The sequence below is a fragment of the Myxococcus sp. MISCRS1 genome (assembly GCF_026626605.1).
Lineage (GTDB): Bacteria > Myxococcota > Myxococcia > Myxococcales > Myxococcaceae > Myxococcus > Myxococcus fulvus.
The window spans coordinates 7,731,150-7,754,293 of record NZ_JAPNKB010000001.1 but is presented as its reverse complement, the minus strand read 5'-3'; the positions used below and the strand labels follow the sequence as shown (position 1 = coordinate 7,754,293).

The 23,144-nt window shown below is 69.8% G+C and carries 19 protein-coding genes and 1 pseudogene; 10 read left to right on the top strand and 10 right to left on the bottom strand.

All coding sequences use genetic code 11. The features are described 5' to 3' along the window. Positions 1–14: 14 nt before the first annotated feature. Both OWM54_RS30940 and OWM54_RS30935 read right to left on the bottom strand, forming a co-directional pair. Complete coding sequence (locus OWM54_RS30940) at positions 15–674, bottom strand: class I SAM-dependent methyltransferase (RefSeq protein ID WP_267699813.1); 660 nt, start codon at positions 672–674, stop codon at positions 15–17. 31 nt (positions 675–705) lie between these two features. Continuing rightward, on the bottom strand, positions 706–2,538 hold the full coding sequence (locus tag OWM54_RS30935) for an ArnT family glycosyltransferase (RefSeq protein WP_267699812.1): 1,833 nt from the start codon (positions 2,536–2,538) through the stop codon (positions 706–708). A 158-nt stretch (positions 2,539–2,696) separates the two neighbouring features. Here OWM54_RS30935 and OWM54_RS30930 point away from each other — a divergent pair, with 158 nt between their 5' ends. Beyond that, positions 2,697–3,668: a glycosyltransferase gene (locus tag OWM54_RS30930; protein WP_267699811.1), complete on the top strand. Its 972-nt coding sequence runs from the start codon at positions 2,697–2,699 to the stop codon at positions 3,666–3,668. A 149-nt stretch (positions 3,669–3,817) separates the two neighbouring features. Next, positions 3,818–4,456, top strand: a complete 639-nt coding sequence (locus tag OWM54_RS30925) for a class I SAM-dependent methyltransferase (RefSeq protein ID WP_267699810.1) — start codon at positions 3,818–3,820, stop codon at positions 4,454–4,456. A 9-nt stretch (positions 4,457–4,465) separates the two neighbouring features. Here OWM54_RS30925 and OWM54_RS30920 read toward each other — a convergent pair whose 3' ends face one another. The 6 genes from OWM54_RS30920 to OWM54_RS30895 form a co-directional block, all read right to left on the bottom strand. Continuing rightward, positions 4,466–5,890, bottom strand: coding sequence for a sigma-54-dependent transcriptional regulator (locus tag OWM54_RS30920; protein WP_267699809.1), 1,425 nt, complete (start codon positions 5,888–5,890; stop codon positions 4,466–4,468). A 5-nt stretch (positions 5,891–5,895) separates the two neighbouring features. Further along, a complete protein-coding gene (locus tag OWM54_RS30915) occupies positions 5,896–7,449 on the bottom strand; it encodes a two-component system sensor histidine kinase NtrB (protein ID WP_223781743.1) in 1,554 nt (517 codons plus the stop codon). 46 nt (positions 7,450–7,495) lie between these two features. After that, a complete protein-coding gene (locus OWM54_RS30910) occupies positions 7,496–8,746 on the bottom strand; it encodes a type II secretion system F family protein (protein WP_267699808.1) in 1,251 nt (416 codons plus the stop codon). A 58-nt stretch (positions 8,747–8,804) separates the two neighbouring features. Further along, a complete protein-coding gene (locus OWM54_RS30905; protein ID WP_141329361.1) occupies positions 8,805–9,917 on the bottom strand; it encodes a type IV pilus twitching motility protein PilT in 1,113 nt (370 codons plus the stop codon). Between the two features lie 39 nt (positions 9,918–9,956). Next, positions 9,957–11,657 carry a type IV-A pilus assembly ATPase PilB gene (pilB, locus tag OWM54_RS30900; RefSeq protein WP_141329363.1) on the bottom strand — a complete coding sequence of 567 codons (1,701 nt, stop codon included), beginning with the start codon at positions 11,655–11,657 and terminating at the stop codon, positions 9,957–9,959. A 213-nt stretch (positions 11,658–11,870) separates the two neighbouring features. Next, positions 11,871–12,800 carry a bifunctional riboflavin kinase/FAD synthetase gene (locus tag OWM54_RS30895; protein ID WP_267699807.1) on the bottom strand — a complete coding sequence of 310 codons (930 nt, stop codon included), beginning with the start codon at positions 12,798–12,800 and terminating at the stop codon, positions 11,871–11,873. A 67-nt stretch (positions 12,801–12,867) separates the two neighbouring features. Here OWM54_RS30895 and trmB point away from each other — a divergent pair, with 67 nt between their 5' ends. The 6 genes from trmB (at position 12,868) to OWM54_RS30865 (ending at position 19,850) form a co-directional block, all read left to right on the top strand. Then, positions 12,868–13,488: a tRNA (guanine(46)-N(7))-methyltransferase TrmB gene (gene trmB, locus OWM54_RS30890; RefSeq protein WP_267699806.1), complete on the top strand. Its 621-nt coding sequence runs from the start codon at positions 12,868–12,870 to the stop codon at positions 13,486–13,488. 110 nt (positions 13,489–13,598) lie between these two features. After that, entirely contained in the window at positions 13,599–14,642 is a 1,044-nt protein-coding gene (locus tag OWM54_RS30885; RefSeq protein WP_141329369.1) for a diguanylate cyclase, read from the top strand. 55 nt (positions 14,643–14,697) lie between these two features. After that, the gene (locus OWM54_RS30880) at positions 14,698–15,114 is read left to right on the top strand and encodes a hypothetical protein (RefSeq protein ID WP_141329371.1); all 417 of its coding nucleotides are present in this window, start codon (positions 14,698–14,700) and stop codon (positions 15,112–15,114) included. Between the two features lie 373 nt (positions 15,115–15,487). Further along, positions 15,488–16,351 carry a hypothetical protein gene (locus tag OWM54_RS30875; protein WP_223748113.1) on the top strand — a complete coding sequence of 288 codons (864 nt, stop codon included), beginning with the start codon at positions 15,488–15,490 and terminating at the stop codon, positions 16,349–16,351. Between the two features lie 71 nt (positions 16,352–16,422). After that, complete coding sequence (locus OWM54_RS30870; protein WP_141329375.1) at positions 16,423–16,845, top strand: cupredoxin domain-containing protein; 423 nt, start codon at positions 16,423–16,425, stop codon at positions 16,843–16,845. Between the two features lie 56 nt (positions 16,846–16,901). Continuing rightward, positions 16,902–19,850: a helicase C-terminal domain-containing protein gene (locus OWM54_RS30865; protein WP_267701182.1), complete on the top strand. Its 2,949-nt coding sequence runs from the start codon at positions 16,902–16,904 to the stop codon at positions 19,848–19,850. Positions 19,851–19,934: 84 nt separating this feature from the next. On the opposite strand, the gene OWM54_RS30860 is transcribed toward OWM54_RS30865, so the two are convergent. Together OWM54_RS30860 and OWM54_RS30855 are read right to left on the bottom strand one after the other, a co-directional pair. After that, complete coding sequence (locus tag OWM54_RS30860; protein ID WP_223748110.1) at positions 19,935–20,675, bottom strand: signal protein; 741 nt, start codon at positions 20,673–20,675, stop codon at positions 19,935–19,937. Further along, positions 20,672–21,421 carry a HEAT repeat domain-containing protein gene (locus OWM54_RS30855; RefSeq protein ID WP_074950705.1) on the bottom strand — a complete coding sequence of 250 codons (750 nt, stop codon included), beginning with the start codon at positions 21,419–21,421 and terminating at the stop codon, positions 20,672–20,674. The genes OWM54_RS30860 and OWM54_RS30855 overlap by 4 nt, the downstream gene beginning before the upstream one ends. A 163-nt stretch (positions 21,422–21,584) precedes the next feature. Between OWM54_RS30855 and OWM54_RS30850 the strand changes: the two genes are divergently transcribed. Together OWM54_RS30850 and OWM54_RS30845 are read left to right on the top strand one after the other, a co-directional pair. Next, positions 21,585–22,367 carry a hypothetical protein gene (locus tag OWM54_RS30850; RefSeq protein ID WP_267699805.1) on the top strand — a complete coding sequence of 261 codons (783 nt, stop codon included), beginning with the start codon at positions 21,585–21,587 and terminating at the stop codon, positions 22,365–22,367. A 285-nt stretch (positions 22,368–22,652) separates the two neighbouring features. Then, a pseudogene (locus tag OWM54_RS30845) lies at positions 22,653–23,069 on the top strand (DapH/DapD/GlmU-related protein); the annotation flags it as partial. Positions 23,070–23,144 lie beyond the last annotated feature (75 nt).

The following is a 23,144-nucleotide window of genomic DNA, read 5'->3' as shown; positions in this document are numbered from 1 at the left end:
AGCCGACAAGGAACTCAGACGCGCTCCAGCACCGCGCACGTCACCTCGAAAGGCCGCACCAGCCAAGGCCAGAGCCAGTGCGCCATCGACGCACGGGGAGCATCCGTCGCGGCGCCTGCGCCAGGTTTCAGCAATCGCCGGACGGCCCCGGGCACGTCATTGGCGACCAGGCTGCCCAGGCGCCCGCAGGGAACAATCGCGGACGAAACCAGCCGCATTCCGGGAAACAGCGCCATCAGTTCGGGGACTGTCGGTCGGAACAACGTGTCGATGGGGTCCGGATGCCACGGGAACGCGCGAGGCACCGAGAGGAACAACAATCCACCCGGAGCCACTTGCTCCATCAACTGGTGGGCGAACTCGCGGCGGTCCTCCACGTGCTCGAGCACGTTCGTGCAACACACTGAACGCACACCCAGCTCGCTGAGTCTCGCGCGGCAGCGCGGGTCCTCCAGCGCCCCGACGACATCCACGCCATCCGCCGCCTTCATGTCCTGGTGGATGACCACACCACCCCGCCGCCGCAGCGGAGAGAACAGCTCCCGCTCTATCCACGGCTGCTGGATCTCACGGAAGTAGCGCGTGGAGCTGCCGATGTTGAGCAAGGGAGACACCTGGCTCAAGGGCGCGGCGGCCAGCGCGCGCCCCAGCCATCGAGCTTCCTGTTTCAGCATTCATGACTCCTGGCCCACGCGACCACGCAGGTCATGGCGCATCCTCGGGGAAGTCACCGGGACGCTCGGGCACCGACGGAGGGAAGGCGGAGGCGGTCGCCTCGTCCAGGGGGATGATTTGAGGCTGACATTGGCGATTGACCACCAACATGAAGCCCGAGCGCTGCGGGAACACGGTCCGCATGAACTGCCGGTCCCGCTCCACGTTGATGTGATTCACCCAGAGCACCGGCGCATCCAGGTCCGGCCCGTTGTTTTGCCGGAAGAACACGAAGTGATTGGCGGGAGCTGACGTGCACGGCGGAGCGAAGCCGGGACGAACGAAGACGACCGAGTTGTCAGGCACCCGCCGCTCCACCGCGAGACGCGGACGACGAACGTCCGTCGTCAACCGGCGCAGGGTATGGATGCGCGGCGGTAGATACATCGTCGCGCTGGCCACCACCAATCCCACGAGCACGAAAGGCACGAACCGGCTGAAGCCCAACTCCTCCGCGCGATGCCAGAGAGTGCGAAGTCCCACGGTGGACAACAACACGACGGGCAGCATCAGCTCCGAATAGTGGACGGGGCCAAAGGTATCCACCCCCGGGTCCGCTACCGGCAGATGTGCGACGCAGAAGCTGAGCACCGCTGCGGCCAGCCAGCGCGCGGGGACGCCTCTCGCCAGAAAGACAAGAATAAACCCCAGGGGCCAGCCGAACGAATCCAGATTCAAACGGAAGAGGGCCAGGACCATTCGCCCCGCGGCCAACGTCGCGGAGCTATCCGTGAGGAAATACAGGAAGCTGTCACTCTTCACCTGGGATGGCCCGAAGGACACGAAGCGGTAGCCGTTCTGTTGCGCATAACGAACCCCCGCGTGGTAGCCGGTCATCCACGGTGAGCCTGTCATCTCCTGGTTCGCCAGCAGGAACAATCCCGCGAAGGGGAGCGCAATGAGCACGAAGACACCGACGTGCCCCCAACGAGCGTTTCCTCCTTGTCGCCAGACACGCAGGGCCCACATCACCAGGAATGGCGTCCCCAGCCCCACTGCTACGGCGGGGCGCGTCCAGAAAGCCAGACAGAACAGCAGTGAGACCCAGGCGCTGGCGCCAAGGCCCGCCCGCGCCTCGATGCGCTGGACGGCATAGAGCATCCAGGTCAGCGCGAAGATGGCCGCGGTATGGGACATCAGCGTGGCCGCGCCAATCATCGTCAAGGGAGAGACCAGGTACAGCACCACCGCCACCCGGCCCCATGCGCTACCCCACCAGCCCCTCGCAATGAGGAACAACCCCACCGCGGTCGCCCCCGACAGCAACGGATTCACCAGCCACGGCAACCCGACCTTCACACCGAAGGCCAACAAGAAGGGCCAGCCGAGAAAGTACTGGCTGTACATCTTCCCATCGTTGATGAGGAACCCGTTGTCGAAGAACAGCTTCATCGGCGGAGACGCGACGTAGAGCCGGAACGAGCTGAGCAACTCCGCGGCGAACTGGTACGAGGCCTCATCGTCCGTCACCGGCGTGTAGACCAGGACCGAGGCCTGGATGGCCATGGGCACCAACGCTCCCAATACGCCCGCCAGCAGGACGCTTCGGCGGTCGGGATAATCGCGCCACGCGGAGCGCCAGGCCTCCAACTGCTCGCCTCTCACCATACGCCCGCCCGCCAGCGTCACGAAGGCAACCAGGGGAAGTCCGAGGAACGCGAGGATGGCCGCCAACGTCAGCCAGCGGCTGGTCGGGAAGTTGATGGTGCCCAGATTCAGGATGAAGCCATCGAATTGCGACTCCCAGAAGGCCCAGTAGGCGAGCACACAGGCGCAGGCAGCAGCGAGCGGGATGAGCGAGGCACGATAGCGGGAAGGAATCATCGGAGGGGCATCGAGGATGGTCCGCCTGCTCGCGCCTTGTCCATGGGAGAGTAGCCAGCCACCGCTACGCGGAACGACGCGGGAGAGGATTCCTGCGCTAGACTGGGAGGGCCGCCGCAAGGTGGCACTCCACGCCCCCTGCTGGACGCCCCTGTCCCATGACCCAGTCAGCCCCACGCATCGCGGTCATTCTTCCCTGCCACAACGAGGGGCCAGCCATCCGGGAGACCGTGCTCGCGTTCCGCCAAGCGCTGCCATCCGCTGCCATCCTCGTCTACGATAACGCGTCGACGGACGACACGAGCGAGGTGGCCCGCGCCGCGGGAGCGCTCGTGCGCGGCGAGTCCCGACGAGGCAAGGGCAACGTCATCCGGCGCGCCTTCGCGGACGTGGATGCGGACATCTACGTGGTGGCGGATGGTGATGGAACGTATGACGCCTCGATGGCGGGACGACTCGTGAGCCTGCTCTCCGAGGAATGCCTGGACATGGTCATCGGAACGCGCATCCATCATCAGAAGGAGGCGTACCGCATGGGCCACGTGGCGGGAAACTGGCTCTTCAATCAAGTGGTGGCCCGTCTCTTCGAGAAGGGCCAGTCCGACATCTTCTCGGGCTATCGCATCCTGTCCCGCAGGTTCGTGAAGTCCTTCCCCTGCATGTCGGAAGGCTTCGAAATCGAAGCGGAGATGAGCATCCACGCGCTCCAGCTCCGGATGCCCGTGCGCGAGGTGCCCACCCGCTATTCGAAACGGGTGGAGGGAACCACCAGCAAGCTGAACACCTGGCGGGATGGATTCCGGATCCTCTCTCACATCCTCCGGCTGCAGCGATTGCACCGCCCCCGCCAGTTCTTCGGGACCCTGGGCTTGAGCACCATCCTCCTCGCGGTGTTGCTGGCCGTTCCCGTTTTCATGACGTTCCTCCAGACGGGTCAGGTGCCGCGCTTCCCCACGGCCATCCTGGCCATGGGCATGGTGTTGTTCGGTTCGCTGCTGGCCTTCCTCGGGCTGGTGCTGGAGAGCACCAGTCAGCTGGCCCTCGAGACCAAGCGCCTGAGCTATCTCGCCATCCCTCTTTCCCCCGAGGCCGGTGCATCGCAACAGTCCTCCGTCGCACAGGTGGGCTGAATGCCCGACCTCGCGCTCTCCACTTCCATCACACGAGGTTCTCGGTGAGCTCATTCCACGAGCATCACGGACAGCAGAAGTCCTTCTTCGAAGTGGACCCCGCCCGCGTCGCGACTCGCGTATTCGGTCACCCCTCTTTCCCACGGACAATGCAGTGCAAGTTCGCGTTCCTCGCGGACGAGCTTGCCGGCTGTCGCAAGGTGCTCGAGGTCGGCGTGGGCAAGGGCTTGCAGCTCACGTACTTCCTGGACCGCATGTCCGAGGACTGTCAGTACACCGGCGTGGACATCGCGGAGGCGCCCCTGCGCGAGGCCCGGGAGCGGCTGGCGCCCCACCACCAATCCCGCGTGACGCTCCGGACCGCAGTGGGTGAGCGACTCCCGTTCCAGGATCGCTCGTTCGACGCCGTCTTCTGTGTGGATGTCCTCCATCACGCGGCCTCCCAGCCTTCCATGCTGGCTGAGATGAGCAGGGTCGTGCGCGCCGGAGGCCACGTCATCTGCGTGGAGCCCAACCCGCTCCACCCGGCGAACCTCATGTACCTGAGAGACCCCATCGAGAAGGGGCTGTTCCAGCTCACGTCCGCCAACGCACGCGAGTGGACACGGCACGCGGGGCTTGAGCAGCTGCGTCTGGAGAACCTCCCGGTGTTCTTCCCCAGCTTTCCCGGGGCCCTGGAGAACGCCTATGGGCTGATGGAACGGGTACTCGCGCGCGTCCCCGTGCTCAACCGCTTCTCCACGACCCGCGTCCTCCGCGCCTCACGTCCCGAGGAACCGCGGGGCTGAAACGCCGCCTCACCCGCGTCCCGTCGGCTCCTCCAGCTCATCCGTGAGGCCGTGCTTCGCCAGCCGGTAGCGGAATGAGCGGAACGACAGCCCGAGCAGCTCCGCGGCGCGCGTCTTCACGCCGCCCGCCTGCTTCAGGGCCGCCAGCAGGTAGCGCCGCTCGCTGTCGTCCAGGTGGCGCTCCAGGTTGAAGCCCGTGCCCAGCGACGGCTCGCCCGGCTCGCCCGGGCGTGACATCGGCTCCGACTCGCCGCGCACCGCGGGCGGCAGCGTGGACGGGCCCAGCAGGTCCGAGTCCGACAGCGTCGCCGCGCGCTCCACCATGTTCTGCAGCTGGCGCACGTTGCCGGGGAACGCGTAGCGCTCCAGCAGGTCCAGGGTCTCCTGCGCGAAGCGCAGCGCCGGACGCCCCAGCTCCTCCGCCATCCTCGACAGGAAGTGGCCCGCGAGCAGCGAGATGTCCCCCGCGCGCTCACGCAGCGGCGGCAGCTCGAGCGTAATCACGTTGAGCCGGTAGAAGAGGTCCTCGCGGAAGCGCCCCGCCTTCACCTCCGCCTCCAGCCGCCGATTGGTCGCCGCGATGACGCGCGCCTGGAAGGGCACCTCCGCCGCGCTGCCCACCGGCTTCACCTTGCGCTCCTGCAACACACGCAGGAGCTTGACCTGCGTGGCCAGCGGCATCTCCCCCACTTCGTCCAACATCACGGTGCCCTCACCTGCAGACACCAGCAGCCCCGAGCGCTCGTGCAACGCCCCCGTGAAGGCGCCCTTCACGTGGCCGAACAGCTCGCTCTCCAGCGTGCCCTCGTTGAGCGCCGCGCAGTTGAAGGGCAGGAACGGCTGCGCCGCCCGGCTGCCTCGCATGTGGATGGCCCGCGCCACCAGCTCCTTGCCCGTGCCGCTCTCCCCCGTCACCAGCACCGTGCTGCGCCCCGGCGCCACCTTCTCCACCAGCGACCACACCGCCTGCATCCGGGCGCTCTGCCCCACCGCCATGCCCAGCCCGGGCAACAGCCGCGCGCGCAGGGTGGTGTTCTCCTGTCGCAAGAGGCGCTTCTCCAGCGCCTTCTGCACCAGGAGCCGCAGCTCGTCGTTGTCGAAGGGCTTGCAGATGTAGTCGTACGCGCCCTCGCGCATCGCCTCCACCGCGGCGGCGGGCGAACCGAAGGCGGTAATCAGCACGACCTCCGGCGGCTCCTTGCGCGCACGCGCCGTGCGCAGCACGTCCAGACCGCTGCCCGTCCCCAGCTTCATGTCGGAGATGACCAGGTCCACGCCATCCCGCGCGAGCACCTCGCACGCGGGCTTCACCCCGGGCACGCTCGTCACCACGTAACCCTCGCGGTGCAGCAGGAGCTCCAGGTACTCGCGCATGGACAGCTCGTCATCCACGACGAGGACATGGCCCCGGAAGGCGCCCTCTTGGGCCTGCATGGTCGTCACAGCGGCAACCCCACGACGAACTCCGTTCCCTCGGCCGGGTCCGAGCGCACGCGGATGGAGCCCCCATGCGCGCGGACGATGGAATGCGCGGTCGACAGCCCCAGCCCCGTGCCCCCGTCCCGCGTGGTGAAGAAGGGCTCGAACAGGTGTCCCATCATCTCCTCCGTGATGCTCCCCGCCGAGTCCCACACCCGAATCTGCGCTTCCTTCTCACTCCTAGCCAATCCCACCTTCACCTCACCCCTGGGCCCCGCGGCCTGGAAGCCGTTGCGCACCAGGTTGATGAGCACCTGACGCAGCTGGTCCGGGTCCACCGCGGCCATCAGCGGCTCGCGCGCGGACACTTCCACCCGCACGTCCCGGGCCAGCGGGTCCGCGCGCAGCATGTCCACCGTCTCCGTCAGGAGTGAATCCAGCGGCACCTCCCGCCGCACCGGCTCCGGAGGCCGCGCGAAACGAAGGAAGTCCTCCACCAGCCGCCCCAGCCGGTCCGACTCGCGCACCAGGATGTTGGTGAGCTTCTGCACCACCACGTCGCTCGAGCGCTCCTGCGCGAGCAGCTGCGCCGAGCCCCGCATCGCCGCCAGCGGATTGCGCAGCTCGTGCGCCAGCTGCGCGGAGAGCGTCCCCAGGCTCGCCAGCCGGTCCGAGCGCTCCAGGTCCTCCTCCATCCTGCGCAGCTCCGTCAGGTCCTGGAACACGATGAGCAGCGCGCCCGACTCGCCCTCCAGCGGCGTCACCGACAGCCCGAGGATGCGCCGGCGGCCATGCTCGGCGCCCACCACCAGCTCGCCTCGCGACGAGCGCGGCGCCAGCACCGCCACCCCCGGCAGGAGCGCCTCCAACGGCTGGCCCACGCCTTCGACGCCCTCCACCTGGAGGATGGCGCGCGCGGCGGCGTTGACGAAGGTGACGCGGCGCTGCGAGTCGCAGGTGATGAGCCCCGAAGGCATGGAGGAGAGGATCTGCTGCTGCAGCCCACCCAACCGGCGCAGGTCCGCCTCGCGCGCCGACAGCGCTCCGCCCGTGGCGGACAGCTGCCGCGACAGGTAGCCCGCCAGCACCGCGATGAGCCCCAGCGCCAGCAGGTTGCTGCCCAGCACGAACAGGCCGCGGCTGGACAACACCGGCCCCAGCGGCGCCGCGTCCGTCAGCCGCAGCACCACCACCAGCGAGGAGAACGACACCGCGCCCGCCGCCGCCACCCACAGCGCGCCGCGCCAGTCCAGCACCACCGCGGCGCCGATGACGGCCAGGCTGTAGAGGAACGTGAGCGGCGAGTCGGAGCCACCACTCAGGTAGACGAGGCCCGTGGCGATGACCACGTCGCCCAGCACCTGGACCCACGCGTCCAGCCGCCCCGCCCTCTCGCGCCGCAGGCGGATGCCCACCACCACCGTGGACGCATAGGCCGCGATGATGACGCCCAGGGACAGCGAGTCCGCCCGGCTCGGCTCCTCGAGGGGCTGAATCAGCAGGCGCCCCACGGTGATGACGAGCGACAGGCTCGCCGCCACCGTGCGGAACAACACCAGCCAGACCAGGCGCACGCGGAGCCTCTCGGCCTCGTCCGCGCGCACGCTGGAGACGACGGAGCTACTTGATGGCACCGGCAATGGAGAAGATGGGCAGGTACATGGCGATGAGGAAGCCGCCGACCACGCCGCCGAGGAACACCATCAGGATGGGTTCAATCATCGCCGTCAGCGCGCTGACGGCGGTGTCGACTTCGTCGTCGTAGAAGTCGGCGATCTTGTTGAGCATGGTGTCCATGGCGCCCGTCGCTTCACCGACGCCAATCATCTGCACCACCATGGAGGGGAACACCTTCGTCTCGAGCAGCGGCCCCGCGATGTTCTTGCCCTCGGCGATCTTCCCGCGCACGTAGTAGATGGCCTCTTCCACTGTCTTGTTGCCGGCCGTCTTCGCCGTCACGTCCAGCGCGTCGAGGATGGGCACGCCGGAGGAGATCATCGTGCCCAGGGTGCGCGTGAAGCGCGCCACGGCCACCTTGCGCAGCACGGGCCCGAACAGCGGCATCTTCAGGAACACCTTGTCCCAGAACTTGCGGCCCTTGGGCTGCTTGTAGCTCCAGGAGAAGGACACCACCACCACGGTGATGGAGGCGACCACGTGGAACCAGTACGCCTCCGCCCATGCGGACAGGTCCACCACGAACTGGGTGGGGGCCGGCAGCGCCGAGCCGAAGTCCGCGAACATGGCGGCGAACACCGGCGTCACCTTGAGGAGCAAGAGCGCCGTCACGCCGACGGCCACCAGGATGACGATGGCCGGGTAGGTCATCGCGCCCTTGACCTTGCGCTTGAGCTTCTCGCTCTTCTCGCGGTAGGCCGCGAGCCGGTTGAGGATGGTGTCGAGGATACCGCCGACCTCGCCGGCCGCGCACAGCTGGACGTAGAGCTCGTCGAAGACCTTCGGGTGCTCCTTGAGCGCGTCGGCGAAGGTGCTGCCCTGCTCCACCTTGCCCTTGATGGCCAGCAGCACCTTCTTGAAGGCCGGGTTGTCCATCTGGCTGGCGAGGATGTCCAAGCACTGCACCAGCGGCAGACCCGCGTCGATCATCGTCGCGAACTGACGGGTGAAGACGAGGATGTCCTTGCCCGTCACACCGCCCATGCCCGGCAGGGTGATGTCGCCGTCGAGCGCGCTCTTCTTGCGCACCTTGACGGGGTTGAGACCCAGGGACTTCAGACGGGCGTTGACGGCCTCGGAATCCGAGGCCTCCATCTCACCCTTCTTGGTCTCACCGCTCTTGGTCTTCGCCTCCCAGAGGAACTGGGCGGTGTTCTTCTTGGAAGCTGACTTCTGGACTGCCTGTGCTGCCATGAGCTCGACCTCCGCGGACGCGCGCGCGAGTCTAACCGCTGAATCTCAAAACCAGGAACTAACGACCCGCCGCTCCCCCGGCCGGCCGCTGGGCCCCCGGTACCACGCCGCCCGTGGCCAGGATGTTGCGCAGCTCCTCCGGGTCGCTGGAGCGCCCGAAGGCCTCGTCCTGCGAGATGACCCGTCGGAGCAGCAGCGCCGCCAGGGCCTGGTTGAAGGTCTGCATGCCGTACTTGGCCTGTCCCACCTGCATGGACGAGTAGATCTGATGGACCTTGTCCTCGCGGATGAGGTTCCGGATGGCGGGGTTGGGCACCATGACCTCCAGCGCCAGCACGCGGCCCGGGGCCCCCGCCTTGGACACCAGCGCCTGGCTCATCACGCCCTCCAGCACGAAGGACAGCTGGGCGCGCACCTGCGGCTGCTGGTACGGCGGGAACACGTCCAGCACGCGGTTGATGGTCTGCACCGCGCTGTTGGTGTGCAGCGTCGCGTAGCAGATGTGGCCCGTCTCCGCGATGGTGAGCGCCGCCTCGATGGTCTCCAGGTCTCGGAGCTCACCGACCAGCACCACGTCCGGGTCCTGGCGGAGGATGTACTTGAGGGCCGTCTTGAAGTTGCGGGTGTCCGCGCCCACCTCGCGCTGGTTGACCAGGCAGTTCTTGTGCGGGTGCAGGTACTCGATGGGGTCCTCGATGGTCATGATGTGCTCATGACGCTCGGTGTTGATCTTGTCGATCATCGAGGCCAGCGTGGTGGACTTGCCCGAGCCCGTGGGGCCCGTCACCAGGATGAGGCCGCGGGGCTTCTTCACCAGCTCCGCGACGATGGGCGGCAGGCCCAGCTCCTGGAAGGTCAAAATCTTGAACGGAATGGTGCGGAACGCGCCGGCCACCGCGCCACGCTGCATGAAGATGTTGGCGCGAAAGCGCGACAACCCCTTCACGCCGAAGGACAGGTCCAGCTCGTTGTCCTCCTCGAACTTGTGCTTCTGGGCGTCCGTGAGGATGGAGTAGCAGAGCTGCTTGGTCTCCACGGGCGTCAGCGGCGCCGTCTTCAAGGGGACGAGCTCGCCGTCCACGCGCAGCTGGGGCGGGGAGCCGGTGGTGATGTGGAGGTCGGAAGCGCCCTTCTCGACCATCGCCTTGAGGAGCTGGTGCAGGTTGGCCACGGTGGGGGTGTCCTTCGGTCAGTCTGGGGGAGGGAGTGACTAGAAGCGGTCCGGCGCGGTGTTGCCCACGACTTCTTCCAGGGTGGTCGCGCCGTCCATCACCTTCTTGAGACCGCTCATGCGCAGGCTGCTCATGCCCAGGCGGATGGCCTCCTGCTTCAGCTCGGAGGCGGACGCGCCGTTGATGACCAGCTCCTTGAGGCCGTCCCAGAAGGGCATGACCTCGTAGATGGCCACACGGCCCCGGTAGCCACGGTCGTTGCAGTCGCGGCAGCCGACCTTCTCGTACAGGGTGAAGGTGCCCATCTTGTCCGGGGGGATGCCGGCGTCGATGAGGGCCTGCTCGTCCACCTTGTCTGCGGGCTTCTTGCAGGCCGGGCACAGCCGGCGCGCCAGACGCTGGGCGAGGATGAGGTTGAGCGAGGCGGTCACCAGGAACGGCTCGATGCCCATGTTGAGCAGACGGCTCACCGTGCCCGGGGCGTCGTTGGTGTGCAGCGTGGAGAGCACCAGGTGGCCGGTGAGGGCCGCCTTCACGCCGATCTCCGCCGTCTCGAAGTCGCGGATCTCACCAATCATGATGATGTCCGGGTCCTGGCGGAGGAACGAGCGCAGCGCGGCCGCGAAGTTCAGGCCGATGTCGTCGTGCATCTGCACCTGGTTGATGCCGGCGAAGTTGAACTCGACCGGGTCCTCCGCGGTGGAGATGTTGGTGCCCACGTCGTTGAGGCTGGAGAGCGCCGAGTACAGCGTCGTCGTCTTGCCCGAGCCCGTGGGGCCCGTCACCAGCACCATGCCGTAGGGCCGGTCGATGGCCTCCTTGAACCACGCGAGCGGCTGCGGGTCGAAGCCCAGCTTGGTCATGTCCAGCTGGAGGTTGCTCTTGTCGAGCAGACGCATCACGACCTTCTCGCCGAAGAGCGTGGGACACACGCTCACGCGGAAGTCCATCTCCTTGCCGCCGCCCATCTTGATCTTGATGCGGCCGTCCTGCGGCAGGCGCCGCTCGGAGATGTCCAGAGAGGCCATGATCTTCAGACGCGAGGTGATCGCGTTGCGAAGCTTCATGGGCGGCCGCATCACCTCGTACATCACGCCGTCGATGCGGAAGCGGACCCGGAAGTCCTTCTCGTACGGCTCGATGTGGATGTCGGACGCGCGCTTCTTGATGGCGTCCATGAGGATGAGGTTCACCAGCTTGACGACGGGCGCGTCATCCGCGGCCTTCGCCATCTCGTCGATGTTCTCCGTCTCCTCCTTCGCCAGCTCGATGTCGTCGCCGACGTCGCCGACGATCTCCTCCATCGAGGGGCCCTTCTCCGCGTAGTAGCGCTCGATCGCCTCGCGGATGGAGACCTCCGAGGCCACCACCGTCTCGATGTTGTAGCCGGTGAGGAACTTCAGGTCGTCCACGGCGAAGATGTTGGACGGGTCGCACATGGCCACGATCAGCGACGGGCCCGCGCGGTTGACCGGAATCACCAGGTGCTTCTCGGCCACTTCCTTGGGCACGAGCTTGATGATGTCCGGGTCGATGTCGAAGTCCTTCAGGTTGATGGCCGGCACGCCGTACTGCTTGGAGAGGAAGTCGGTGAGCTTCGACTCCTCGATGGCGCCCGTCTTGATGAGCGCGGTGCCGATGCGCGTGCCGCTCTTCTGCTGCTCTTCCTGGGCCTTGCGAAGCTGCTGGACGGAGATGAGGTTCTCGCGGACCAGCAGTTCACCCAATCGACCGGACATTCGTGAAGCCTCTTCCTTGTGGCAAAGAAGGACGAAGCGGGCGGGGGCCCACCTCGCTCCAGGGGAGACGCGGGCGTTGCCTCGGGGCCCCACAGCACCTTTGGCACGGTTCCTGACAGCGAATTAGAGGGGAGCGGCTCACATCCGTCAAGGCGCCCCCTCGGGCGCCCTGATCCGCCAACCCGTTGAACACTCACGGGAAAAATGCGGGGGTCAGGCGCCGGTCCTGGCAATCACCGTGCGAGCGGCCTCGACATCCCGCTTGATCTGCCCCGTCAGCTCCGCCACGGAGCCGAAGCGCTGCTCGGGGCGCAGCCGCTCCAGGAACTGCACCCGCAGCTCGCGGCCGTAGATGTCCCCGGAGAAATCCAGGAGGTGCGCCTCGATGGTGACCTCGGTGCCGCCGAAGGTGGGCTTGATGCCGATGTTCGCCGCGCCCCCATGCCACGCGCCCTCGCCCGCCTCCTTGAGGAAGCGCACCCGGATGGCGTAGACGCCCGGCGCCGGCCGCAGCTCGTTCTGCGTGTCCACGTTGGCGGTGGGAAAGCCGATGGTGCGCCCGCGACCCGCCCCCGCCACCACGGTGCCGTCCAGGTCGAACGGGCGGCCGAGCAGCCGGCACGCCGCGGACACCCGGCCCTCCAGGATGTACTCGCGCACCCGCGACGACGAGGCGACGACGCCGTCCACCGTGACGGGCGTCACCACGTGCACCCGGGCGCCCCGGCGGCCCGCGGCCTCGCGCAGCGTGTCCACCGTGCCCGCGCGCGCGGCGCCATAGGTGAAGTCACTGCCCACCACCACGTGCGAGACGCCCAGCCTGTCGAAGAGCGTGGCCTCGAAGTCCCCGGGCCCCGTGCGGGCATAGTCGCGCGAGAAGGCCTGCACCACGGAGGCCTCCAGCCCACAGGCGGCGAGCAGATCCAGGCGCCGGGGCAAGAGCGTGATGAGCTTGGGCGCCAGGTCCGGCTGGAGCACCTTGCCCGGGTGGGGGTTGAAGGTGAACGCCGCCGGGGACGCGTGCTTGCGCGCCTCCGCGAAGAGGGCCTGGTGGCCCACGTGCACGCCGTCGAAGTTGCCCAGAGCCAGCGCCCGGCCCTCGAGCGCCCGGCCCGCCTCCGCCACCGAGTGGAAGACCTTCATGCCCCCCCCTATACCAGTGTTTTTCCCTGGCCAGACCCCGCTTGGCCGTGGTTGGAGCGCCTGGAACATGCCCCGCCCTCGCCTGCTGCCAGACCCCGTCGGACTCCACCTCGTCGAAATGGCCACCCCTCCCGACTGGGACGCCGAGTTCGGCTTCGCGGGCCCCCTGGAGCTCGAAATCGGCTCCGGCGCCGGCGGCCACGCCCTGGAGTACTGCCGCCGAAACCCCCAGGTGCGCTTCGTCGCCTTCGAGTGGCGCAAGAAGTACGCCCGCGACACCCAGGACCGCGCCGCCAAGGCCGAGATGAAGAACCTGCGCGTCGTCGAGTCCGACGCCCGCTTCGTCGTGCCCCGCATCTTCGCGGACAACTCCCTGTCCGCCATCCACCTGCAGTTCCCCGACCCCTGGTGGAAGCGCTCCCACGCCAAGCGCGCCGTCGTCCAACCCGACTTCGCGAAGCTCCTGCTCGCGAAGCTCGTCCCCGGCGGCCTCTTCGACATGCGCACCGACGTCCAGGACCGCGCCGTCAACATGCTGTCCATCCTGGAATCCGTGGGATTCCACAACCCCTTGGGTTCCGGCGTTTTCCACCCGTATGACCCGGAGGAGGTGCCCTCCACGCGGGAGCGGCGGTACCTGTCGTCGGGAGAGCCGGTGTACCGGGCGCGGCTGCGCAAGCCGCTCTGAGCGCGTGAAGTGACGGGCACTTGCCGTCCCCCTTGGCTTCCGTGGGGACGGCGGGTGAGAATCAGAGCCATTCTGGCAGCGCGGGATGATTGCACTGGGGGCGCAACCGCATGGCGGACGGCGAGAGGAAGAAGACGCAGGAGGTCGCGCGTCGGGCGGGGACAGGCGGGGAGCTCAGTGGGCGGACGGTGCTCATCGTCGACGACGACCCGGCGCATGTGGCGCACGTGCGCGAGGGGCTGGCGCCGCGGGGCTACGTGTTCAAGGAGGCGCACGACGGGACACAGGCCCTGTCGGCCATCCGCGAGTCGCGGCCGGACCTCATCCTGATGGACGTGGAGATGCCGGGGCTGGGCGGCGTGGAGGTGTGCCGCATCATCAAGGCGAACGCGGGGGAGGACGGGTTCGGCTTCATCCCGGTGATTCTGATGACGGCGCGCCAGGCGGCCGGGAAGGTGGAGGGGCTGGAGCTGGGCGCGGACGACTACCTGGTGAAGCCCTTCGACATGCTGGAGCTGTCGGCGCGGGTGAAGTCGATGCTGCGGCTCAAGGTGCTCCAGGACGCGCTGGTGGAGAAGAACCGGGAGCTGGACCGGGCCAACAAGGAGCTGGCCAAGAAGCGCGAGGAGCTGCTCGCGCTGTCGCGCACGGACGGGCTGACGGGGCTGTACAACCGGCGCTGCTTCGAGGAGCGGCTGAGCGAGGAGTTCGCGCGCTCCAGGCGCTACCAGTCGCCCCTGTCGCTGGTGATGCTGGACATCGACCACTTCAAGCGCATCAACGACACCTTCGGCCACGTCTTCGGGGACCAGGTGCTCAAGGCGGTGGCCCAGACGACGCGCGCGCGGCTGCGCGAGGTGGACATGCTGGCGCGCTACGGCGGCGAGGAGTTCATCGCGCTCCTGCCGGAGACGGCGCCCCAGGACGCGCTCAAGGTGTGCGAGCGCGTGCGCGAGGCCATCGCGGCCCTGGGCGTGGAGCACGTGGGCGCGGACGGAAGGCCCCAGCAGGTGCGACTGACGGCGTCGCTGGGCGTGGCGACGGTGCCCTCCCCGGATTTGGAGACGGCGGAGGCGCTCTTGCGCGCGGCGGACGCGGGGCTCTACGCGGCCAAGGGAGCGGGGCGAAACCGTGTCCAGCAACACGTTCCGTGACACTGCCTCACCAGAGGCTTTCCCCCGGCGCTGGTTTGACCTAAACCCCACTCCCATGCGCCTGACCGCGACGACGCCCTGGTTGCTGGCCCTGCTCCTGGTGGGCATGGGCGGCTGCAACCAGCCCCGCTTCGGCACACCGCAGGACGCCTATACCTCCTTCCACCGGCTGGTGAAGCGCGGTGAGCTGCGTCAGGCCTGGGGCGCGTTGTCCCAGCCGACGCAGGCGGCCCTCCAGCAGCGGGCGCAGGCGGTGAGCGATGCCTCCGGTGGCGCGGTGAAGGCCGAGCCCCTGGGCCTGTTCTTCGCGAATGTCCCCCCTCCTCCGGATGTTACGGAGGTCTCCCTGGTCCGGGAGGCGGGCGACGAGGCGACCGTGCTCGTGCGCTCGTCAGGCAGCACCCATGAGGTCCGGATGGTCCGGGAGCCGTCTGGGTGGAAAGTGGACCTCTCAGCCTCCCTCCAGCCGTGAAGCCGGGCATGCCCGGGCTCCTCGCATCAGGTAACGTACGACTGTGAACGATCGGAAGACACGGCGGGTCATCCCCGCGGTCGAAGTCATCCGGCGGCCGGCCTCGACGCCCGGCAGCGCTGGGCAGAGTCCGTCCCCCTCGGACTCCCCTGCGCCCACGCCGCGCCCCACGCCCCGTCCCACCACGGCGGGTCCGGCGGCCCCCGTCGCGCCCCGTCCCGCGGGCGTGGCGCCCACGCCCCGTCCCGCCACCCCGGCGGCGGCCGCCCCGACGAGCCCCACGGCGCCAGCGCCCTCGCCCGCGCCGCGTCCATCGGTGCCGGTGGCCTCCAGCGCCCCCCGCCCCGCGGGCGTGGCGCCGGGCGCCCGGCCGATGGCTCCGCGCTCGCCTGGAGGGCCCGGTGGCCCGGGTGGACGTCCCGGCGGCTTCGGTGGCCGTCCCGGGGGCTTCCGCTCCTCGGCGCCCCGGCCTCCGCCCACGCCCGAGCAGATCCTCGCGCTCGCGCAGCGCGAGCACGTGCCGGCGCGCATCGCCAAGGGTGAGCTGGAAGGCAAGATGAAGTGCCGCATCTGGCGCAAGCTCCACGCCGAGGAGGCCAAGCGCTTCGACCAGGTCTACGAGCTGATGGGCCAGACGCCGGGGCTGTCGCTGGGGGACGCGTTCGGCGTACTCCAGAGCGGCATGACGGTGGCCGAGTTCATGGCGCGCAAGGAGCGCACCCAGCGCAAGGCGGCCATCAAGCAGGCTCGCGGCGAGGTGGACAACGCCGTCGTCGCCGAGCTGCTCTCGGGCCTCATCGCCGGCAAGACGGAGGTCTCCGTGGTGCTGGCGGAGCGCTCGCTCCTGGACACGCTGGTCGCCGAGGAGCCCATCGCCTTCACGCTGGAGCGCACCGGGCGGCTGGAGAAGCTGCAGGTGGTGCTGCTGGCGCGGCGCGGGGAGTGGGAGCGGCTGCTGCCCGGGCTGGAGCGCGACGCGAAGCTCACCCAGAAGCCCGCCACGGTGGCCCGCCAGCCGGACAAGCGGCCGTACTCGGACCCGCGCGCGTTCCTGGACCACCTGGGCCAGCAGGTGAAGCTGGTGCTGCGCAACGGCATCACGCTGCAGCTGCCGCTGATGCACGTGGGCCGCTTCGACCTGCTGTTGGGCGAGACGGGCCACGAGGTGTTCGTCCCGCTCCACGCGCTGCTGCGCTTCGAGCCGGTCGCCGCGAGCGCTCCCGCCACCGAGGCCTGAAGCCAAGGCCGCGGAATTTCGCGGGGGCGCCGCCCCTTCCTCCATCTTTCGCCGAGCGAGGCACCCACTCCATGCGCCCCTTCTTCTCCCGCATCATCAAGCCCTGGCTCGCGCTGGCCGCGACGGCCGCCATGGTGGGCGCCACCCAGCAGGGCTGCACCAAGGACACCCCGCCCGCCGCCGCCGCGGCCCCCGCGCCCACCGTCCCGGAGAAGCGGGAGAACGGCGTGCGCGTGGTGGAGCTGACGGTGACGGAGAAGGGCTACGAGCCCAGCCCCGTGCAGCTCAAGAAGGACGAGCCGGTGAAGCTGGTGGTGACGCGCAAGACGGACCAGACGTGCGCGACGGAAGTCGTGATGGACGACTACGGCATCAACACCGCGCTGCCGCTGGGCCAGCCGGTGGACATCACCTTCACGCCCAAGACGTCCGGCAAGCTGGTGTACGGCTGCGCCATGGGGAAGATGATTTCCGGCGTTTTCCTGGTGGAGTGAAGACGTAGGCCGAAATCTGGGCACCGCGCCGGGGAGGAGTAGTGTGCCGGCCCTGCATGGGCGGCGCGGCGGAGCTCTTCACGCGGCATGTCTTCCTGGACCTCGAGACCACGGGGTTGGATCCACGTGCCGACGAAATCATCGAGCTGGGGTGTCTGTTCTTCGAGAACGGGCGCGAGGTGGACCGCTTCGCGCGGCTGTACTCGGCGTCCAAGCCCCTGCCCCTCACGATTCGTCGGCTCACGGGCCTGACGGACGCGGACCTGGAGGGCCGGCCACGCTTCGGCGTGGACCTGGAGGACCTCAAGGCGCGGCTGACGGGCTGGACGGTGGTGGCGCACAACGCCTCGTTCGAGAAGGGCTTCCTGCCGGACCTGTTGGGCTCCATCCGCGCGCCGGTGCTCGATTCGTGCGAGCTGATGCACTACCTGCACCCGGAGCTGCCCAGCCACTCGCTGGAGTCGCTCCTGCGCTGGGCGGGGCTGGGCATCCGCCAGCCGCACCGCGCGGTGTCCGACTGCGAGGCGGTGTACGCGGTGCTCGTGCAGACGATGGAGCGCTGCATCAGCGAGGGGCGCGGCGAGGACCTCGCGGACCTCGTGGCCACGCTGGACCCTCGGGCGGCGCGGCGGCTGGGCTCCGCTGACGTCCTCGATGAGGGCGCGTTCGATTACGACGAGTGGCCGCTGCTGGAGCTCCTGTCGCGACTGAACGCGGCCTGCCGGGCGAGGCCCACGCCGCTCGCGCTCGAGACGCAAGGCGGCTTCCTGCGCGGACGTCCGGAGCGGCGCCGCGCGGCGGGCGTGCCCGCGGTCGCGGAGCCCGAGGCCGAGACGCCGGTGGTGCCGGTGCGGGCCGACGAGGTGTCCGGGGTGCTGGGCGCGGGTGGAGCGCTGGAGCAGCGTGAAGAAGGCTTCCGCAGCCGGCCCGCGCAGCTCGACATGGCGCAGGCGGTGGCGCGCGCGCTGTCGGACGGCGAGCAGGTGGCGGTGGAGGCGGGCACGGGCACGGGCAAGTCGCTCGCGTACCTGACGCCCGCGGCCCTCTTCGCCGCGCGCAACGGGCGGAAGGTCGGCGTGGCGCCGCACACCAAGACGCTGCAGGACCAGCTGCTGGAGAAGGACCTGCCGCGCCTGCACCGCGCGCTGGGGGGCACGTTCGGCTACGCGCTGCTCAAGGGCCAGTCGAACTACCTGTGCCGCCGCCGCGCGCTGGAGGCCACGCGCGTGGAGCCGGGCATGGGGCACAACGCCCGCGCGCCCCGGGCGTACCTGCGCGCGTACCTGCGCCGCAGCGTCGAGGGAGACCTGGACCGGCTGAGCCACTGGTTCCGCGAGCGCTTCCCGGTGCTGATGGGGTTGATGCCGGCGGTGCGCTCCGAGGCGGCGACGACGCTGGGCGACAAGTGCCCGCATCACCACCGGTGCTTCTACCACTCGGCGGTGGCCCAGGCGCGCGAGGCGGACGTGCTGGTCATCAACCAGTCACTCGCCTTCGCGTGGCCCGCGCGCTACCCGAAGCTCGAGCACCTGATTCTCGACGAGGCCCACGAGGTGGAGGACGTGGCCACCACGGCGCTCACCGTGGAGCTGTCGGACCTGGCCTTCCACCGGCTCACCGAGCGGCTGCACGGACGAGACGGACGACACGGCCTGTTCGCCGAGCTGCGGCGCGCGCTGTCCGCCTCCCGTCGCGAGGAGTCCCGCGCGCTGATGGGTCAGGTGGAGGATGCGCTGCGCCGGCTGATGGACGAGGCGCGGGACCTGGGCGCGCGGGTGACGGAGCTGTGTGAGCCCTCGGCGACAGCGGCCGGAGAGGACCCGGACGAGGGCGCATATGCCCCGGAGCTGCGGGTGACGGAGGCCGTGCGCGCGCTGCCCGCGTGGGCACCGGTGCGCGAGGGGCTGGAGCTGGTGCGCGGCGCGCTGCAGGCGCTGCACACGCTGCTCGCGGTGCGGGTGCTGGAGGCCCTGCCGGAGCTGGCGGCGCGGATGCCGGCGCTGGAGCGCGAGCTGTCCGGCGCGACGACGGAGCTGGGGGAACTCTCGACGCTGGCCACGGAGCTCTCAGGCGAGGCGGCGGCGGGGCGATGCTACTCGGCCACGGCCGAGCCCCGGCGTCAGCGCTGGAGCGTGGGCGCGCAGCCGGTGGATGTGTCCTTCCACGTGTCGCGCGACTTCGCCGCGAACAAGCGCGCGCTGGTGCTCACCTCGGCCACGCTGGGCCCGAGCAACGGGAGCGGTACGCCCTTCGTGCTGAAGCGCCTGGGGCTGGATGGCCGGGGCGACAAGCCCGCGCCCAGGTTGTTGCGCGCGCCATCGCCCTTCCAACTGCACGAGCAGGCGCTCGTCGTGCTCGTGACGGACGCGCCGCGCGCGCACGAGGAACCCTTCGTCGACTGGGCCGCGACGCGCATCTCCGGCCTCGCGCAGACGATGGGCGGGCGGCTGTTGGGGCTGTTCGCGTCCACGCGGCGCATGGAGCGCGTGGGCGCGGAGGCTCGCAACCGGCTGGAGCCGCTGGGCATCGAGGTGCTGCGGCAGTCCCGAGGCCACGGCCGCTCCCTGGCGGCGCGGCAGGAGCGCGACACGGGCACGGTCCTCTTGGGCACGAAGAGCTTCTGGCAGGGCGTGGACATCCCTGGGCGCGGCGTTGGGTGCGTCTTCATCGACAAGCTCCCGCTGGAGCCCGCGCTGCGTCCGCTGGTCGCCGCGCGCGAGGAGCCGCTGGCCCGCGCGGGGGGCGAGTATCAGGGATTCCTCCAGTACCGGCTGCCGCGCGCGCTGCTCCTGCTGCGGCAGGGCGTGGGGCGGCTCATCCGCTCCACCACGGACCGGGGCGTCGTCATCATCGCGGACCCGGGGCACCCCAGCTACCGCGCGTACCTGATGAACGCCCTGGAGGGCTACCGCGTGGAGGCGCTGCCGTGGGCGCAGGCGCGCCTGCGCATCCACGGCGTGCTCAAGCAGACGGGGCTCCTCGTGGACTCACCCGCTCCGCGCTGAACAAGGCTCACGCGTCCAGGCGCGCTCGGAAGCGGGACTCCAGCGCGCGCAGCTCGCCTGACGCCCCGCCACGCCAAGCGCGGCTCAAGCGTCCAGGCGCGCTCGGAAGCGGGACTCCAGCGCGCGCAGCTCGCCGAGCGACTCACCCGACGCCCCGCTCCGCTCCGCGACCTCCAGCGCCTTCGCCAAGGCCCGCGCGTCCTCTTCGCTCTGCTCGCGCAGCCGCTGCATCATCGTCCGCGTCGCGTCGAACAAATCCTTCAGCTCGTCACCATCGCGCAGGCCATACGACGGGGGACGCAGCTTGCCCTCCGCCACCTCCCCCACCATGCGCCGGATGCGCAGCAGCGGGCCCGCCACCCGGTGCGTCACGACGATGGTGCCCAGCGCCACCACGGCGATGAAGGCCAACAGGAACGCGCCCAGCACCCACCACGTCGCGCGCTGGCGCCACTCCAGCTCCGCGCGCTGCGCGACGATGGCCGCGCGCTCCTGCTCGTAGGCCGCGTCGATGGTCTGCGCCTTCTCCCGGAAGGCGGCCTCGAACGCCGGGTCATCCATGCGCGCGAGCAGCTCGTTGGAGAGCGTGGCGCTGGACAGCTCCCGGCTCACCTCCGCGGCCTTCGAGCGCGCCTCCACCGCCGTCGCCGTCTCCTGCATCAGCGCCCGCGCCGAGCGCACCAGGAACACGCCCAAGAGCGCCGACAGCACCAGCGTCACGCCGACGATGTACGCGGTCAGCTTGAGCTGGAAGCTCGTATCCAGCAGGAAGTTGCGCCAGCGCCGCTTGGGGGCCGCCTGCTGCGCCGTGCTGCTCGTCGTCATGTGTCGTTGCTCCACTCGAAGGTTTCGGCGGCGTCCTCCACGGCGCGGGGGACCAGCGCCTTGAGGAGGTCCGCGGGCTGCGCGCCCCCGGCCTTCACGTCCACCTGCCCCAGCAGGGACAGGTCCGGGTAGGTCATGCAGACGATGGCCACCCGCAGGCCCCCACCCTCCATGGGGTGGACCTCCGGGGTGATGCGAAATCCCCGCACGCCCAGCTTCTTCAGCGCGCCCTTGGCCTGCGCCTTGGTCTCCTTCGCCGGCGCCAGCACCGCCCCCCGGCGCACCAGCCGCGAGCGCAGCCGTGCCTCGGTGGCCTTCACCAGCTCCGGCGGCAGCGAGCGCGTCAGGTCCTTCATCCCCTCCATGGCGATGTACAGCCGGGCCGGTCGCGCCTGGTACTCCTTCAGCGCGCTCACCGCCTCGCGCACCGCCGCCTGCACCGCCGCGTCCGCCTCGTCCTTGTGGGCCTCCAGGCAGGGCAGCGCGGAGGACTCCAGGAGCTTCGCCAGCGACTTGGCGACGGCGGCGCGCACCAGCTCGCTTGCGTCCTTGAGGCCAGGGCACAGCACGGCCACGGCCTCCGGGTCCTCGGTGGCGCCCAGCACGAGCGCCGCCTGGGAGCGGGAGCGAGGGTCCTTGCCCTGCTGGAGCTGGCGCCCCAGGAACGCAAGACGGGTATCCCCCTGGGCGAGGGTCGCGCCGGGCGCGAGGAGGAGCAGGAGCAGGGAGAGAGCGGGCAGCCGCATGGCGGGGGAGGGCGACTCGCAGTGTAGCGCCGTGTGCCCGGTGACGAACAGTTGCCTGGAGGGCGGGCCGTTCACACCCACCTCCCCTCCCCTCGTAGGCGTCGTGGATCCGACCTGGGGCCATCCTGGGGTAACGTGCGCCCGGTCCAGGAGGGCATGCCCGGTGTCATTCGCTTCCCGGTTGGAAGGTCTGCTGCAGCAAGTGGGATTGAGCGGCGTGGTGGAGGAGGTGCGCACGCGCCTGGGCTACGCGCGCCCGAATCCTCCCCCCGCCCACAACGGCCATGGCGCGCCCCGCCCCATCGAGCGCAGGGAGTCTCCGGTCGCCCCCGCGCCCCCCGGCGCCCCCGAGCCCACGCGCGTCGAGCGCACCCCGCGCCCGCGCCCCATCATCGAGGAGCCACCAGCCCCCGCCGCCGAGGTCGCGGCCGAGGAGCCCGCGCCTCCGACGAAGGCCGCGAAGGCGCGAAAGGCCAAGGTGACGAAGAGCGCGAAGGGCGCCCCCAAGGCTCCCGCGCCGAAGCCGGGCAAGAGCAGCCCCCCCCGGAGCAAGCCCCGCGCGAAGAAGCGCGAGAGCCCGGCCGCGGCCGCATCGCCCACCGCGGACGCGGGACAGGCGGTGGACCGGTTGATGGCGGCGCTGCGGACGCATCCGCGTCACGAGGAGCTCGCCTCCGCGGGCAAGCTGAAGGACCAGCTCGTGCGCTCACTGATTCCGCTCTACCTGGCGCGCGCCGCGGAGCTGGACATGGAGGTGACGTCGGGGACGACGTCGCGCTTCTGGGGCGAGCTGGGCGTCACCTACGCGGCCCCCAACGCGGCCAAGGCCCTGAGGCTGCACGCCGGGTACGCCCAGGACACCAAGAAGGGCAAGGCCATCACCGCCAAGGGCGTGCAGTACGTCGAGGACGCGCTCAAGCGCCTGCGCGACGGCGAAGCCTCCTGAGCCCCCCTTGGCCACCGGGGCGAGTGTCGGACCGGTGGCACTTGGAGGTCCAAGGGGGCGTGGTGAGGTTGGCTGGCGGACGCTCGCGGGCCCCTGGCCAACGAGCAACTGGCCGGGACGCGGGCTCCCCCTAGATTGGCGCGGAGCCATGGCTTCGACGCGCCCGTCCTCCTGGATGCCCCCTCCGACGCCCGCTGCCTCCCACTCCGGGATGGCGTCCTGGGCCGAGGAGCGCCCCGGGGCCCGGCCGTCGTCGGGCCGCCGGGGGACGGGACGGGGTGGGACATGGGTCCGACGGCGCTGACCTTCTACCGGGCCGCGAGGCGGCTTCGCACGCTGGGTGTCCCGATGCTGCCAGGCATGGTGGCCGCGGTGGGCGACCGGCTCCTGCACAGCCACGTGGACATCGACGCGCGACTGCATGCCTCGGTGGGACTGGGCTACGGCGGCGTGGGCGTGGTGGTGGCCCCCGGCGTGGAGGTGGGCGAGGGCAGCTTCCTGTCCCAGAACGTCAGCGTGGAGCCGCAGGTGGGTGTGCCCGGCGTGCCGCGCATCGGCCGCAACGTCTACGTGGGCGTGGGGGCTCAAATCATCGGCCCCGTCACCGTGGGGGACGGCGCGGTGATTGGCGCGGGCGCCCTGGTGACGGCGGACGTGCCGCCCCTGGCCGTGGTGGCGGGCATGCCCGCCCGGGTGGTGAAGGTGAAGCAGACGATGTCACACGGACACTGACGCGGGGCCTTCCGGGAGGCGGCCCCTGTCCGGTGTCCCCTCCCC